We start from the raw sequence: 14850 nt of genomic DNA, 5'->3' as shown, positions 1-14850 counted from the left end.
CCTCTGGGCGGGCCGAGGGCGGGAGTGGCTGCGCCGGCCTCTTCGCGGCGGTCAGCGAGAACCCGTACGCCCTCCGGTCCGCCCGCCCGCGTGATCCTCCGTGTCCCTCTCCTCCGGACCTTCCGTACGGCCTGCCGCGCGGCCTTCGGGGCAGAGATGGTGGTCCTCCGGGGCACGGATTCCCGTCCGCTCCCCGGGGCGCCCGATCCTGACCCCCGCCGCGTAAAGGACCAGCCCCGACAGCAGGCCCGCACCCGCTCCGAAGCACAACGTCGGGATCACCTCCCACGGCTTCGCCGTCGCCCCCCAGTGCGCCCACCAGCGCAGCACCCGCTGCACCGCCCCCACCGCCGCGCAGCCGCCGATCACGGCGCAGGCCAGCCACCGGTCCCGTACCGACAGTCTCGGTACGCCTGTCGGCTCGCTCGCGCCGGTCCGCCGCAGCGCGTGGTACACGAACCCCGCGATGACCAGCGCGGCCAGCGCCGAACCTCCGTACTGCAGGTACCAGTACAGAGGTGAGCCCCGCAGCTCGCTGTCCAGGACGGGGAACAGCCGCACCCCCCACCGGTCGTGGTGCGTGAACGCGTCCCAGACGACATGGGTCAGCGCGCCGAAGGCCGCCGAGGCGTACCACCGGAGGACGAGCGACGGTGTCACCCGCGCGCGGGGGGCTCCGCAGCGCAGCAGGGTCGCCGTCCGGCCCTGCCGGGTGCGTGGCAGCAGGGCGACCAGCGGTTCACGCAGGAGCAGCCACAGGGCCACCAGCGCCCAGGCGACGACCACGTCGACCGTGAAGACGCCCGGGAAGGAGTGGGTGACGGCGCCGAACTCCATCGCCTGGGGCAGGACGCTCGCCGCGAAGTAGGTCAGATCGGGGGAGAAGGAGCCGGCGACGAGTACCGCCGGAATCAGTCGGCCGCGTCCGGTTCCGTCGGCGCGTACGGCGGGCAGTACGGCCGCCGCGTGGCTGAGAGTGAACGGCAAGGAGGCTCCCTGGAGCGGATGTTGACGGGGGCGGACCACCCCGATGATCACGGTCGTCCAGTATGCGGGACGGCCGCAGGCTGCGGCGGGCCGTGACGGGGCGGTGGGACAGGTGCGCGAAAAGCCGTGTGCGGGCCACCCGGCTCCGTGGAACGCGACGATTCACAGTTGGCCAATCGGTGAATATCGGGCACGAACGGGTGTCCGCGCAACGCAAGTTGTCGTAGGGTCGCCTGGGTCGGCCTACTGGGGAGCATGACCGAACACGGAAGCGCAACGCAGGCGTAACGCTCCAACAAGGCGTGAAATCGGGCGAAATGGCCGGTTTGTAGGACCGACCGAGACCGGCCGGGATTGGCCGAGATCGATCGGAACCGGACGAATTCAGGCGGAACAGGGCGGCTTGCCGCCCACGGGAGGGGTTCTCTGTATGGCGGCGTACATCGGCAGGAGGCTCCGCAAGGGGGCGGCGACGACCGCCGTGGCCGCGCTCGCGGTCGCGGCACTGTCCGCGTCCCAGGCTCCGGGGGCGACGGTCGACGACCAGGGCAGACGGACCGCCAGTGACTCCCAGCCCACGTCCGAGGCGACGACCGACGACAGCGCGAGCGCGACCGGCAACTCGCCGTACTACACGGACCTTCCACCGCTCCACAGCCCGAACCCCAGTCCCAGCCCGTCGCAGTCGTCGGTCATAGGCACGCCGGTCTCGATCGGCGAGGCCGAGGCCGGCATACCCGCGACCGTCCTCGACGCCTACAAGAAGGCCGAGGCGGCGCTCGGCACGGCCAAGCCCGGCTGCAACCTGCCCTGGCAGCTCCTCGCCGCCATCGGCAAGGTCGAGTCCGGTCAGGCCCGCGGCGGCCGGGTCGACGCGAACGGCACCACGACCAGCCCGATCCTCGGCCCACAGCTCGACGGCAACGGCTTCGCCCTCATCAGGGACACCGACAACGGGGCGTACGACGGCAACAGCAGCTACGACAGCGCCGTCGGGCCCATGCAGTTCATCCCGTCCACCTGGGCGTGGGCGGGCCGCGACGGCAACGGCGACGGCAAGAAGGACCCCAACAACGTCTACGACGCGGCCCTCGCCGCCGGCCACTACCTGTGCCGGTACGGCTGGGACCTCTCGACGCAGGCCGACCTCAACCGCGCGATCCTCAGCTACAACAACTCGACGGACTATCTGAACCTCGTCCTGTCGTGGCTGGAGTACTACCGCAAGGGCACCCACGAGGTCCCGGACGGCACGGGCACGGTGCCCGTCGGCCGCAGCGACAGCAACTCCGGAGCGAGCCCCACACCGTCGCCGGGCGCGACGACACCGAACCCCGGCACGAACACGCCGGGGACGAGCACCCCGGCCCCCGCGAAGCCGGGCAAGCCCACCGCGCCGACCCCGACACCCGTGCCCACCCCCACTCCCACCGACACGGTGGACCACCTGGAGGACGCGGGCACCGCCAAGCTCACCGCGACGGCGGGCGGCGCGTTCACCAAGAAGATCAGCACGCGCGCGGAGACCACGGCCGGCACAGCGGTCGGCAAGGTCAGGATCCGCTTCACGATCATCGGCGACACCGACACCACCTTCACCGGTGGTGAGAGCGTCGCCACGGTCGTCACCGACAGCACCGGAGTCGCGGTCGCACCCGCGCTCAAGGCGGGCGAGAAGACGGGCGCCTTCACGGTCCGCGCGGTCGTCGTCGGCCGTACCGTCGCTGCCCTCGACTACTCGGTCAACGTCACCGCCCGCGCGGCCGACGCTCTCGCCCGCACCGACACCACCGCGCTCACCTGCGTGGCGGGCGGCGAGTTCGCCGACCAGGTCGAGGTCAAGGCGACGTACGGCGGCGCCGTCGCGGACCGCGTCGCGGCCACCGCGACCCTGGTCACCTCGGCCGACGACGCGACCGTGAACGACAAGGGTCCTTACTTCAAGGACGCGGACGGTAAGGCGGTCCGCACCCTAACGGGCCTCGAAACGGACGCGAACGGCCTGCTCAAGCTGCCGAAGCTGTACTCGGACGTCACCACCGGCACCTTCCTGCTCCGCATCACCACCACCGGTGGCGCCACCCTGACGGTCGAGCTGACGGTTACGCCGGCACCGACCGCGACGGAATCGACGACAGAATCGACGGCTCCGACCGAGTCGGCCAGTCCCTCGGCCTCCAGCTCCCCGAGCGCGTAAGTCGTCGTACGCGTCAATACGCAGGAAAGCGGCACCCCGTTCACGGCGCGGGGTGCCGCTTTCGTGTGCGCGAGCTGTTCTCATCTCGGCCGCCCGTTGCTACGGTGCCCCGACCTGACACCCCGTCAGCTCGCCGTCGGTAGCCGGGGAGGCCCCGTATGCGTGCCCTGATCGCCGCCGCGACCGGCCTCGCCCTCGCGTTCGCACTCGTCCTCACGATCACGGCCCTGGGCTCGCCGACGGGCACGACGTCCCCGAAGCCGCTGCTGACCACGGTCCCGTCACACCCTTAGCCGCCGCACCTCTCCGGGAGGGAGGCCGAGATGCGCCGAAAGTCCGGCCTGATCCTGCTCGCCCTCGCCGTGTTCTTCGCGGCGCTGTCCCCGCTGCTGCGCTGGTACGCCTTCCCGCGCCTCGCCAAGGTCCCGGCGAACCAGTACACGACCATGGTCCTGGAGGCGAAGGACGCGACCCTCCTCGACTACGACTCCCTCCACGCCGTGAAGGTCCCCAAGGTCACCATCGTGCAGACCCTCAAGGGTAACGTCGAGGCCTCGGAGAAGATCGAGAGGACGGCGGGGCGGGACGTGGTCGTCTGGGACGGCCTCTCCTATGTCCAGGGGCCCGACGGGAAGATGGTCTCCAAGATCCCCGAGCGCTACATCTTCGACGCGCACACCCAGGAACCCGTCCACGCCACCGGCGAGATGGTCGACGGCGCCCCGGTGAAACGGGAGGGCATCGAGTTCAAGTGGCCCTTCCTGGTCGAGAAGCGGGACTACGAGTACTTCGACGCGCAGGCACGGCTGACCGCCCCCATCCACTACAAGGGCACGCAGACGTTCCGCGGCCTGTCGGTCTACTACTTCGAGCAGACCATCCCCTGGACGAAGGTCCCGTTCCCCAAGTACATGCCCGTCAAGGGCATCACGGCCGAGACGGTCGCCGCGACCGGCACGACCCGCTGGTACACCACGGTCCGCAAGTTCTGGGTGGAACCGGTCACCGGCGCGCCCGTCCGTGCCGAGGAGATCCACCAGGAGGAACTGCGCGGAGGCAGGCTCCTGTCGGGGCGCGAGAAGGTGACGGCCTTCTCCGGGCACGTGAAGATGCGCGAGGACTACATCGATTCGACGGTCGCCCTCGTCAAGTCCCAGCGCGTACTTGTCCTGCTGCTGACGTCGTACCTGCCCTGGGGTTTCCTGACCCTGGGTGTGCTCCTGCTGGCCCTCGCCCTTCTGCTGGAGGCCCGCGGACGCGGACCGGCCGACCCCGCCCCCGCGGAAACCTCGGCTCCCGAGCCGGTCAACGCCTGAGCCGCGCGTTCGTGTGCCGCGTCGGCTCGGCGGTCGCCGGGTCCTCGGGCCACGGATGCTTCGGATACCGGCCGCGCAACTCGGCGCGCACGCCCTTGTAGCCCTCCTTCCAGAAGGAGGCGAGGTCGGCGGTCACGGCGGCGGGCCGCCCGGCGGGCGACAGCAGATGGACGAGCACCGGCACACCGGCCACGGCGGGCGACTCCCGCAGTCCGAACATCTCCTGCAACTTCACGGCGAGCACGGGCCGTTCGGGATCGGAGTAGTCGATCCGGATCCTGGAGCCACTCGGCACCGCCATCCGCTCGGGCGCCAGCTCGTCGAGACGGCCGGCCTCCCCGGAGGCCCACGGCAGCAGCCGGCCCAGCGCCTGCCCCGCCTCGATCCGCCCCAGGTCGGCCCGCCGCCGTGCCCGGCTCAGCTCGGGCTCCAACCACTCGTCCACGCGCGCGTGGAGGGCGTTGTCGGAGACGTCCGGCCAGGGAGCGCCCAGGTGCAGCCGGAGAAACGTGAGCCGCCGGCGCAGCGTCCCGGCATCCGCGGACCAGCGCAACAGGCCGAGTCCTTCCTGCCGCAGCCCCTCAAGAAGGGCGTCGCGTACGAGGCCTGGGTCGGGGTCCCGCAGCGGACGCACCGCCAGCTCCACCGCCCCGAGCCGCTCGACCCGCCGGGCGACGACATCCCCGTCGGCCCAGCGGACCTCCTCGCCCTTGGCGTGCAGAGCGCCTGCCGCCGACCGCGCGGTGTCCTCGTCGACGGTGGCGGCGAGCCGCACGCGCGCGTGCCCGGACCCCACCGGCCGGTCCGCCACGGCGACCGCGATCCAGGGCGCGCCCCGCAGCGCCGAACCGTCACCGGTCTCGGCCCGGGTGCCGGACACCATCAGATATGAACCCCCCTGCGCTCTGGCGACCCGCTCGGGGAAGGCGAGCGCGGCGACGAGCCCGGCCGCGCGGTCGTCCCCGAGCGCCGGTGCGGAGCCCTTCGCGGGCTCACGGGACCCTGGGTCCGGCGCCGCCGAGCGCAGCCTGCGGGCCTCCGTCCGCCACCGGGCCGCGTACGCGTCGTTGCCGCGCCGGGCAGTACGCCAGGCCGCCGCGAGATCGTCGCCGTACTCCCGGGGCGGCTCCTCGCTCAACAGCGCGACCACCTCGGCGGCCCGGGCCGCGCCCACCTCGGGAGCCGCGTCCAGCAGGGCCCGGGCCAGCCGGGGGTGCAGGCCGAGGCGGGACATCCGGGCGCCCCGGTCCGTGGCCCGCCCACCGGCGTCCACCGCTCCGATCGCCGTCAGCACCGCCCGCGCCGCCGCCATCGCACCGCCCGGCGGCGGGTCCAGCAAGGCCAGCCCCGAGGCGTCGGGGTCGCCCCAGCAGGCCGCCTGAAGGGCGAACGCCGTCAGATCGGCCACCTGGATCTCGGGAGACGGAAAACGCGCCAGACGGGCGTCCTCGGCCTCCGCCCAGCAGCGGTACACCGCCCCCGGCGCCTCACGGCCGGCCCGCCCCGCCCGCTGCCGGCCGGTCGCCTGCGAGGCCCGTACCGTCGCCAGCGCGCTCAGCCCGCGCGCGTGGTCCACCCTCGGCTCCCGTGCCAGCCCGGAGTCCACGACCACCCGCACCCCCGGAACCGTCAGCGACGACTCCGCCACCGACGTCGCCAGCACCACCCGGCGGCCCGTCCCGCCAGACAGCACCGCGTCCTGCACCGCCGCCGGTGCCCGCCCGTGCACCTGGAGCACCTCCACCGCGGGCCCGAGGTCCCGCAACCGGCCCGCCACCCGCGCGATCTCCCCCACACCGGGCAGGAAGCACAGCACGTCCCCGGCACGCTCGGCCAGCGCCCGCCGCACCACCGACGCCACATGCGTCAGCAGCGCCGGATCGACACGCATACCGTGCGGCGGCCGTACCGGCCGTCCCGGCGGCGCCCACACCACCTCCACCGGATACGACACACCCGCCGCCTCGATCACCGGCGCGCCGCCCAGCAGCCCCGCCCAGCCCTCGGCGTCGGTCGTCGCCGACGCGGCCAGCAGCCGCAGTTCGGGGCGCAGCGCCGCCCGTACGTCGACCAGGAACGCCGCCGCTGTGTCCGCGTCGAGGTGCCGTTCGTGGCACTCGTCGAGTACGACCACGTCGACGCCCGGCAACTCCTGGTCCCGCTGCAGCCGTTGCAGCAGCACGCCGGTCGTGACGACCTCCACGCGCGTGCGTGGCCCGACGACCCGCTCCCCGCGCACGGTGTACCCGACGCTCGCCCCCACCTGCTCGCCCAGCAGCCACGCCATCCGCCGGGCCGCCGCCCGCGCGGCGATCCGCCTCGGCTCGGCGACCACGACCCGCCGCACCGGCCGGCCGTCCCCCAGCAGCCCCGCCAGCGCCAGCGGCACCAGGGTCGTCTTGCCGGTACCGGGAGGCGCCACGAGGACGGCGGTACCGTGCGCGTCGAGCGCGCCGGTCAGGTCGGGCAGGGCACCGCGTACGGGCAGGACGTCCAGGGCGTCGTAACGGATCACGTCCCCCAGTGTCGTACGTCCATGAAAAACGCCCTCCACGCGTGCGTGGAGGGCGTTTTCGAAACCGACGGCCTCAGTCGCGCTCGCAGACGAAGATCGCCGTTCCCGGGATGAGGTTGCCCCGCAGCGGGGACCAGCCGCCCCACTCGGACGTGTTCCAGGCCGGCCACTCCGGCTCGACCAGGTCCACCAGGCGGAAGCCGCCCGCCACGACGTCCCGGACCCGGTCGCCGACCGTCCTGTGGTGTTCGACGTACACCGCGTTGCCCTCGTCGTCCTGCTCGACGTACGGCGTGCGGTCGAAGTACGAACCCGAGACGGACAGGCCCTCCGGACCGGGCTCGTCGGGGAACGCCCAGCGGACCGGGTGCGTCACCGAGAAGACGAAGCGCCCGCCCGGGCGCAGCACCCGGCGCACCCCGCGCAGCACCAGCACCGGATCGGCGACGAAGGGCATCGCCCCGTACGCCGAGCACACCAGGTCGAACGAGCCGTCCGCGAAGGGCAGGGCGCCGGCGTCCGCCTCCACGAGAGGGACATCGCCGCCGATCCGCAGGGCGTGCTGGAGCTGACGGTGGGAGAGGTCGAGGGCCACCGGACGGGCCCCCTGGGCGGCCAGCCAGCGCGAGCACTGGGCCGCGCCGGCGCCGATCTCCAGGACGTCCTTGCCCTTGAGGTCCTCGGCCGGGCCGAGGAGCTCCGCCTCCACCTCGTCGAGGCCCTCGGGACACCAGACGAAACGGTCGTCGCCGAGGAAGGTGCCGTGCTCGTTCTGGTAGTCGTCCGCGTTCCGGTCCCACCAGCCCCGGTTGGCCCGGGAGCTCTCCGTGACTCCGGCGGCGCGCCGGGTGGCGTCCGGCTCGGGCGATTCGGGCTCTTGGATGATCGGCTCCCTCGTATTAGTCTGCGGGCTCGTCCGTCGGACCTGTCCCGACGGTGTCGTGAATGGGGCGCCACAGCGTCCGCGTGGCCTCCTGGGACACGTCTTCTGCCGGGTATGCGGCGATCCGCCCCGGGTGTGCGCCTTCGCGCATTGACCCTGCCCTGCTGCCCCCGTATGCTACAAGTTGCGCTGCGGGCCTGCGCACCTCAGACGTAGCAGGTTGCGCTCGCATCTGTATGTATGTCCCCTCGGTTGTCGAGGCGCCACCGGACCTTTCGGTCCTGATGGCGCTTCCTTGGCTGTCCGGCCTTCTGCAGAGCGAAACGGGCTCCCGGCGTAAGCAGTACCTACGACTCTCTGTCCGTACCGGAGCCCTTTCCCACATGACGAGCAGCACCGAGATCACCGCCACCACTCCGCAGGTTGCGGTCAACGACATCGGTGACGAGGAAGCATTCCTCGCCGCTATCGACGAGACGATCAAGTACTTCAACGATGGCGACATCGTCGACGGCGTCATCGTCAAGGTTGACCGGGACGAGGTTCTCCTCGACATCGGTTACAAGACCGAAGGTGTCATCCCGAGCCGTGAGCTCTCGATCAAGCACGACGTCGACCCGAACGAGGTCGTCAAGGTCGGCGACGAGATCGAAGCCCTTGTTCTCCAGAAGGAGGACAAAGAAGGCCGCCTGATCCTCTCGAAGAAGCGCGCCCAGTACGAGCGCGCCTGGGGCACCATCGAGAAGATCAAGGAAGAGGACGGCATCGTCACCGGTACCGTCATCGAGGTCGTCAAGGGTGGTCTCATCCTCGACATCGGCCTCCGTGGCTTCCTGCCGGCGTCCCTCGTCGAGATGCGTCGAGTCCGCGACCTCCAGCCCTACGTGGGCAAGGAGCTCGAGGCGAAGATCATCGAGCTGGACAAGAACCGCAACAACGTGGTCCTGTCCCGCCGCGCCTGGCTCGAGCAGACCCAGTCCGAGGTGCGCCAGACGTTCCTCACGACCCTGCAGAAGGGCCAGGTCCGCTCCGGCGTCGTCTCCTCGATCGTCAACTTCGGTGCCTTCGTGGACCTGGGTGGCGTCGACGGTCTCGTGCACGTCTCCGAGCTCTCCTGGAAGCACATCGACCACCCCTCCGAGGTTGTCGAGGTCGGCCAGGAAGTCACCGTCGAGGTCCTCGACGTCGACATGGACCGCGAGCGTGTCTCCCTGTCGCTGAAGGCGACGCAGGAAGACCCGTGGCAGCAGTTCGCCCGGACGCACCAGATCGGTCAGGTCGTCCCGGGTAAGGTCACGAAGCTCGTCCCGTTCGGTGCGTTCGTCCGCGTGGACGAGGGCATCGAGGGTCTGGTCCACATCTCCGAGCTGGCCGAGCGCCACGTGGAGATCCCGGAGCAGGTCGTCCAGGTCAACGACGAGATCTTCGTCAAGGTCATCGACATCGACCTCGAGCGCCGTCGCATCAGCCTCTCGCTGAAGCAGGCCAACGAGTCCTTCGGTTCCGACCCGGCCTCGGTCGAGTTCGACCCGACGCTGTACGGCATGGCCGCGTCGTACGACGACCAGGGCAACTACATCTACCCCGAGGGCTTCGACCCCGAGACCAACGACTGGCTCGAGGGCTTCGAATCCCAGCGTGAGGTGTGGGAGAACCAGTACGCCGAGGCGCAGCAGCGCTTCGAGCAGCACCAGGCTCAGGTCATCAAGTCCCGCGAGGCCGACGCTCAGGCCGAGGCCGAGGGCGCCAGCACGACGAGTGCGGCTCCGGCCGCCTCCGGCGGTGGCGGCGGCTCCTACTCCTCGGAGTCGGACGACACGTCCGGCGCCCTGGCGTCGGACGAGGCCCTTGCGGCGCTCCGCGAGAAGCTGGCCGGCGGCCAGAGCTGATCGCTGCCGCTTGGCTCAGCAGCTGACTGAGGGCCCGCACCTTTCGAGGTGCGGGCCTTCCGCCTTGTGTGCGGCCGGTCGTCGTTCGGCTGCGGTTCGGTCGTCGCCTGCCAGGCACACGCGGTGGGGCCTCATATCGGTACAGCCCGCGCACGTCGGGGAGTTGGCCCTGCCGTTCCTGCGGAAAGGCGTGGGCGGGTCGTACCTATGAGCGGGGTGCCGGCGGGAATGCTCATGTCCTGGGCGGCGTTGATGAGTATGAACACGAGGAGGAGCGGTCACAGTGCTTGATCCGCAGGGTTTGTACGCATGGGAGCCGAAAGGCCTGGCCGTTGTCGACATGGCGCTGGCGCAGGAGTCGGCCGGTCTTGTCATGCTCTACCACTTCGACGGATACATCGACGCGGGCGAGACCGGAGATCAGATCGTCGACCGGCTGCTCGACACACTGCCCCACCAAGTGGTCGCCCGCTTCGATCACGACCGGCTCGTGGACTACCGGGCGCGCCGCCCGCTGCTGACGTTCAAGCGGGACCGCTGGGCCGACTACGAGGTCCCCACGCTCGATGTGCGGCTCGTCCAGGACGCCACCGGGGCGCCCTTCCTGCTGCTGTCCGGACCCGAGCCGGACGTCGAGTGGGAACGCTTCGCCGCGGCCGTCCAGCAGATCATCGAGCGCCTCGGAGTACGCCTGTCCGTGAACTTCCACGGCATCCCGATGGGCGTCCCGCACACGCGTCCCGTGGGGCTCACCCCGCACGGCAACCGCAACGAACTGGTGCCGGGCCACCGCAGCCCCTTCGAGGAGGCGCAGGTCCCCGGCAGTGCCGAGTCGCTTGTCGAATACCGCCTCATGGAGGCCGGCCACGACGTCCTGGGCGTCGCCGCGCACGTCCCGCACTACATCGCCCGTTCTCCGTACCCGGACGCGGCCCTGACCGTCCTGGAGGCCATCACAGCGGCCACCGGCCTGGTCCTGCCCGGTATCGCGCACGCGCTGCGCACGGACGCCCACCGCACCCAGACGGAGATCGACCGCCAGATCCAGGAGGGCGACGAGGACCTCGTGGCCCTGGTCCAGGGTCTTGAACACCAGTACGATGCCGCTGCGGGCGCCGAGAGCCGGGGCAACATGCTCGCGGAACCGGTCGACATCCCGTCCGCCGACGAGATCGGGCTGGAGTTCGAGAAGTTCCTCGCGGAGCGGGAGGGCGAGGGCTGACCCCGAGGGGCCGAGCCCGCGGGCGCCCTGTCGGTGACGCCGTCGGTGGCAGGCCCTAAGCTGCCGGGCATGCTGACAGTGGGCCTGACCGGCGGCATCGGGGCCGGCAAGAGCGAGGTGTCGCGGCTGCTCGTCGCGCGGGGTGCCGTCCTGATCGACGCGGACCGCATCGCGCGCGAGGTCGTCGCACCGGGGACCGAGGGTCTCGCGGCGGTCGTCGACGCCTTCGGTACGGAAGTGCTAGCCGAGGACGGTGGCCTGGACCGGCCCAAGCTGGGCTCGATCGTCTTCGCCGACCCGGCGAAGCTCGCCGTGCTCAACTCGATCGTGCACCCCTTGGTGGGCCTCCGCTCCCGCGCTCTCGAAGCCGCCGCGGCCGACGACGCCGTCGTGATCCACGACGTACCGCTGCTCGCGGAGAACGGACTCAAGTCGCTCTACGACCTCGTGATCGTCGTCGACGCGAGCCCGGGGACCCAGCTCGACCGGCTGGTCCGGCTGCGCGGCATGACGGAGGACGACGCACGCGCGCGCATGGCCGCCCAGGCCACCCGTGAGAAGCGCCTGGAGATCGCGGACGTCGTCATCGACAACGACGTCCCGCTGGAGGAGCTGGAACGGCGTGTAACGGACGTATGGGCAGAACTCGAACGGAGAGCGCGGGCGGCGCGGGAATAGCGTTGCCGACGGCGGGCGTTGAACCGCCGTAGTGAGGGAAGGACTTTGCCGTGCCCGAGACCAGCGGATGGACCGGACGTACTCCGGAGACGCATGTCATCGACTTCCGCGCGGCCGAGCAACTGCTCGCCGCCCGCGATCCCCGTGGCGCGGTGAAACTGCTCGATCCCGTGATCGCCGCGCACCCCGAGAACACGGCCGCCCGACTGCTGCGCGCGCGTGCGTTCTTCGCCGCCGCCCAACTGCGCCCCGCCGAGCTGGAGTTCACGATCGTCCTGGAGCGCGAGCCGGACAACGCGTTCGCGCACTACGCACTGGCCCGCACCTATGAGCGTCAGGGCCGCCCCGAACAGGCCAAGCGCCACTTCCGGCTGGCGGCGGCGCTCGACCCGAACCCGCGCTATATCGAAGCGGCGCGCTTCGACGACTCGCAGTCCTGAGCGTTCGGCACCGGCAGGTTGCCCCCTACGGCCTCACGCGCGCGTGAGGTTCACGGGCCGCGTTGTTCCGGCGGCCGGTACGGCGGGATGTCGGGGCCCGGCTGGTAGTGCGGGCCCTGCCGGATGTGCCGGAGGATCATGGTCAGGTCGACCGTGACGACCAGCCACAGGACACCGCAGGCGGCCGCCCAGCCGGGGCGCCCGGCGAGCGCGAACGCGGCCGTCCCCGCGATCGCCCAGACCAGCCCCCACACACTCAGCCACAGACGCGCCCGCAGGGCACTGCGCGCTGTCATCGGCTCACTGCCTGTACGCATCGGGACCACTGCTCCTTCCTGCAACGTACTCTTCGCTCCGGACGTTGACCAAGAGCCGTCGGCCGGGCCGCCGGCCACTGAGACGACAGGGGAGAACCACACCGTGCTGCCGGATGCCGACGACCTTCCCGAGACTCTGCTCGACCTGGCCGTACCGCACGAGGACATCAACGAACTGGTCGCACTGCGCCGGCTGTTGACCAGCGACTCCGATGCGATGCGGCTCCTGGAGGAGTGCGTCGAGGGGCTGGTGCGGGACATGGGGGAGATCGGCGGGGCGGCGCCCTGGCCCGGCGAGCGGATCGCGGAGCTGTTCACCGGGCAGGCCGACGGAGAGCCGGGGGCACTGGGCCGGTATTTCGCCGTGTACGTGTTCGTCGCCGCCCTTCCGTACGTACGCGCCCATCACCACGCACTCGGGGTCCCGCCGGAGGTGTCCCGCCGTACGCTCGCCGACCTCGGGCGGAACATGGCGGTGTACCGCAGGAGGCACGGCCGGGGCGGCGTAGAGACGATGTGGTGGCTCGCCCTGCACTTTCACGGGGAACTGTTCCAGCTGGGGCGGCTGCAGTTCCAGCGGGCGCGGGTGGGGGAGCGGACGGTGGAGTTGCTCGCCGCCACCGGTTCGGCCCCGGACGCCGACGCCATGTGCCTCAGCCTGCACATCCCCGACTTCCACGGGCCGCTGTCCCCGGCCGCCTGCGATCGGTCTCTGGCACTGGCCCTGGACTTCTTCGCGCGCCACTTCCCGGGGGAGCGGTACACGGCCGGGGTCTGTCACTCCTGGCTGCTGGACACGCGGTTGAGGCGGTATCTGGAGGCGGACTCCAACATCGTCCGTTTCCAGGAACGCTTCCGGATCGTGGTCGACGAGGCCGAGCCGGCCGACTCCCAGCCGGTTCAGTTCGTGTTCGGGAACCCGGACCTGCCGGTGGCCGGGCTGCCCCGGCGGACCACGGTGGAACGGGCTGTCGGGGACCATCTGCGGGCAGGTGGCCACTGGTACATCGGCCACGGATGGTTCCCGCTGCCGACGGTTTGACTCGAACGGGTGAACAGCCCAGGGGCGGGAACGGCCCTGCGGACGCGGGCCGTTGTGCGGGCATGAGACTGGAAATGCGAGAAGGACATGAAGGCACGGGACCGGGGGCGATCACCCCGGACGGCTGTGCGGTCGAGCTCTACTCGCGGCTGCCGATCGGGGACGAGCCGGACGTCATCGCCGCGGCGGTGCCCGCAGGCGCGCACATCCTGGAACTCGGCAGTGGCGTCGGACGCATGACCCATGCGCTCCTGGAGCGCGGCTTCACGGTCACCGCGGTGGACGAGTCGGCCGAGATGCTGGAGCGCGTCCGGGGAGCGCGCACGATACGCAGCCCGATCGAGGACCTCGACCTGGGCGAGAAGTTCGACGTGGTGCTGCTCGCGTCGTTCCTCGTGCACGCCGGGGACGTCGAGGTTCGGCGGGGGCTGCTGCGCACCTGCGCCCGGCACCTCGCGGAGGACGGCCATGTGCTGATCCAACGCGAGGGCGCGGACTACCACACGAACCTGCCCCGCGAGCGGGTCGGGCCGAACAGCTCCACGATACGGCTGGTGTCGTCGGAGCCGGTCGGGGACGGCGTCAACTCGGTCCGCGCGGAGTACGAGTTCCCGGACGCGGTGTGGACCCAGACCTTCCTCGCCCGACCGTTGACACCGGAGCAGTTCGAGGAGGCTCTGCGGGAAGCGGGGCTGAAGGTGGACCGGTATCTGACGGAGGACGAGGTCTGGGTACGGGCGGTGAGTGGGTAGCGTGTAGCGAACAAGGACACGGGCGCGAGGGAGTTCTGAGGATGAGCGGCATTGTCGTGGCGGTCAGCAGCAACGGCGGGTACTCGTTCAGCAAGCCGAACCGGGACAGTGTCAGGCTTCTGGCCGGGCTCGGCGTGGAGGGGGACGTGCATGCCGGGACGACCGTCAAGCACCGCTCGCGCATGGCGAAGGACCCCACGGTGCCCAATCTGCGCCAGGTCCATCTGATCCACGAGGAGCTCCTCACCGAGGTCGGCGAGGAGGGGTTCGAGGTGGCGCCCGGGGAACTCGGCGAGAACATCACCACCCGGGGCATCGATCTGCTCGCGCTTCCCGTCGGCACCCTGCTGCACATAGGCGACGACGTGGTGCTGACGGTGACCGGCCTGCGCAACCCCTGCCTGCAGATCGACAACTTCCAGGACGGGCTGCTGAAGCGGGTGGTGGGACGGGACGACGCGGGGAACGTCGTCCGCAAGGCCGGAATCATGAGCATCGTGAAGGAGGGAGGCGAGGTGCGCCCCGGAGACACGGTCAAGGCCGAACTTCCCAGCGGGCCGCATCAGGCTCTGCGCGCGGTCTGAGAAGTCCATCCGAACGGCGATGAGTTCT

At 70.9% G+C, this 14850-nt stretch carries 14 protein-coding genes; 10 read left to right on the top strand and 4 right to left on the bottom strand.

The window, feature by feature from the left end; all coding sequences use genetic code 11:
* Nucleotides 1–51: 51 nt before the first annotated feature.
* Entirely contained in the window at nucleotides 52–987 is a 936-nt protein-coding gene (locus OHN74_RS10010; RefSeq protein WP_327694174.1) for a DUF4184 family protein, read from the bottom strand.
* Between the two features lie 430 nt (nucleotides 988–1417).
* Here OHN74_RS10010 and OHN74_RS10005 point away from each other — a divergent pair, with 430 nt between their 5' ends.
* From OHN74_RS10005 to OHN74_RS09995, 3 genes are all read left to right on the top strand, one after another.
* Nucleotides 1418–3184, top strand: coding sequence for a lytic transglycosylase domain-containing protein (locus OHN74_RS10005; protein WP_327694173.1), 1767 nt, complete (start codon nucleotides 1418–1420; stop codon nucleotides 3182–3184).
* A gap of 158 nt (nucleotides 3185–3342) precedes the next feature.
* Complete coding sequence (locus OHN74_RS10000) at nucleotides 3343–3477, top strand: SPW_0924 family protein (RefSeq protein WP_006381014.1); 135 nt, start codon at nucleotides 3343–3345, stop codon at nucleotides 3475–3477.
* Nucleotides 3478–3507: 30 nt separating this feature from the next.
* A complete protein-coding gene (locus OHN74_RS09995; RefSeq protein WP_327694172.1) occupies nucleotides 3508–4500 on the top strand; it encodes a DUF3068 domain-containing protein in 993 nt (330 codons plus the stop codon).
* Here the strand turns inward: OHN74_RS09995 and hrpB are convergent.
* Both hrpB and OHN74_RS09985 read right to left on the bottom strand, forming a co-directional pair.
* Entirely contained in the window at nucleotides 4490–7015 is a 2526-nt protein-coding gene (gene hrpB, locus OHN74_RS09990) for an ATP-dependent helicase HrpB (RefSeq protein ID WP_327694171.1), read from the bottom strand. The genes OHN74_RS09995 and hrpB overlap by 11 nt on opposite strands.
* Nucleotides 7016–7088: 73 nt before the next feature.
* The gene (locus OHN74_RS09985; protein ID WP_327700059.1) at nucleotides 7089–7901 is read right to left on the bottom strand and encodes a class I SAM-dependent methyltransferase; all 813 of its coding nucleotides are present in this window, start codon (nucleotides 7899–7901) and stop codon (nucleotides 7089–7091) included.
* Between the two features lie 380 nt (nucleotides 7902–8281).
* Between OHN74_RS09985 and rpsA the strand changes: the two genes are divergently transcribed.
* The 4 genes from rpsA (at nucleotide 8282) to OHN74_RS09965 (ending at nucleotide 12127) form a co-directional block, all read left to right on the top strand.
* On the top strand, nucleotides 8282–9787 hold the full coding sequence (gene rpsA, locus OHN74_RS09980) for a 30S ribosomal protein S1 (protein ID WP_327694170.1): 1506 nt from the start codon (nucleotides 8282–8284) through the stop codon (nucleotides 9785–9787).
* Between the two features lie 283 nt (nucleotides 9788–10070).
* Nucleotides 10071–11009 carry a PAC2 family protein gene (locus OHN74_RS09975; protein ID WP_327694169.1) on the top strand — a complete coding sequence of 313 codons (939 nt, stop codon included), beginning with the start codon at nucleotides 10071–10073 and terminating at the stop codon, nucleotides 11007–11009.
* Between the two features lie 69 nt (nucleotides 11010–11078).
* A complete protein-coding gene (gene coaE / locus OHN74_RS09970) occupies nucleotides 11079–11687 on the top strand; it encodes a dephospho-CoA kinase (RefSeq protein WP_327694168.1) in 609 nt (202 codons plus the stop codon).
* Nucleotides 11688–11737: 50 nt separating this feature from the next.
* Nucleotides 11738–12127 carry a tetratricopeptide repeat protein gene (locus tag OHN74_RS09965; protein ID WP_327694167.1) on the top strand — a complete coding sequence of 130 codons (390 nt, stop codon included), beginning with the start codon at nucleotides 11738–11740 and terminating at the stop codon, nucleotides 12125–12127.
* A 50-nt stretch (nucleotides 12128–12177) separates the two neighbouring features.
* On the opposite strand, the gene OHN74_RS09960 is transcribed toward OHN74_RS09965, so the two are convergent.
* Complete coding sequence (locus OHN74_RS09960; protein WP_327694166.1) at nucleotides 12178–12444, bottom strand: DUF6343 family protein; 267 nt, start codon at nucleotides 12442–12444, stop codon at nucleotides 12178–12180.
* Nucleotides 12445–12547: 103 nt separating this feature from the next.
* On the opposite strand from OHN74_RS09960, the gene OHN74_RS09955 reads away from it, so the two are divergent.
* The 3 genes from OHN74_RS09955 to OHN74_RS09945 all read left to right on the top strand — a co-directional run bounded on the left by OHN74_RS09955 (nucleotide 12548) and on the right by OHN74_RS09945 (nucleotide 14822).
* Nucleotides 12548–13486, top strand: a complete 939-nt coding sequence (locus OHN74_RS09955) for an acyltransferase domain-containing protein (protein WP_327694165.1) — start codon at nucleotides 12548–12550, stop codon at nucleotides 13484–13486.
* Nucleotides 13487–13560: 74 nt separating this feature from the next.
* A complete protein-coding gene (locus OHN74_RS09950) occupies nucleotides 13561–14238 on the top strand; it encodes a class I SAM-dependent methyltransferase (protein ID WP_327694164.1) in 678 nt (225 codons plus the stop codon).
* 41 nt (nucleotides 14239–14279) lie between these two features.
* Nucleotides 14280–14822 (top strand): MOSC domain-containing protein, encoded by a 543-nt coding sequence (locus tag OHN74_RS09945; RefSeq protein WP_327694163.1) that lies wholly within the window; start codon nucleotides 14280–14282, stop codon nucleotides 14820–14822.
* The last annotated feature ends 28 nt before the right edge of the window (nucleotides 14823–14850 follow it).

It is taken from the genome of Streptomyces sp. NBC_00459, assembly GCF_036013955.1.
Classification (GTDB): domain Bacteria; phylum Actinomycetota; class Actinomycetes; order Streptomycetales; family Streptomycetaceae; genus Streptomyces.
The sequence above is the reverse complement of the archived record's forward strand: the minus strand, read 5'-3'. Positions and strand labels throughout refer to the sequence as shown.

Excerpts from the sequence above, each read along its gene's own strand:
- OHN74_RS10005 (WP_327694173.1), top strand. The coding sequence starts at position 1,418 with ATGGCGGCGTACATCGGCAGGAGGCTCCGCAAGGGGGCGGCGACGACC.
- OHN74_RS10000 (WP_006381014.1), top strand. The coding sequence starts at position 3,343 with ATGCGTGCCCTGATCGCCGCCGCGACCGGCCTCGCCCTCGCGTTCGCA.
- OHN74_RS09995 (WP_327694172.1), top strand. The coding sequence starts at position 3,508 with ATGCGCCGAAAGTCCGGCCTGATCCTGCTCGCCCTCGCCGTGTTCTTC.
- rpsA (WP_327694170.1), top strand. The coding sequence starts at position 8,282 with ATGACGAGCAGCACCGAGATCACCGCCACCACTCCGCAGGTTGCGGTC.
- coaE (WP_327694168.1), top strand. The coding sequence starts at position 11,079 with ATGCTGACAGTGGGCCTGACCGGCGGCATCGGGGCCGGCAAGAGCGAG.
- OHN74_RS09960 (WP_327694166.1), bottom strand. The coding sequence starts at position 12,444 with ATGCGTACAGGCAGTGAGCCGATGACAGCGCGCAGTGCCCTGCGGGCG.
- OHN74_RS09950 (WP_327694164.1), top strand. The coding sequence starts at position 13,561 with ATGCGAGAAGGACATGAAGGCACGGGACCGGGGGCGATCACCCCGGAC.
- OHN74_RS09945 (WP_327694163.1), top strand. The coding sequence starts at position 14,280 with ATGAGCGGCATTGTCGTGGCGGTCAGCAGCAACGGCGGGTACTCGTTC.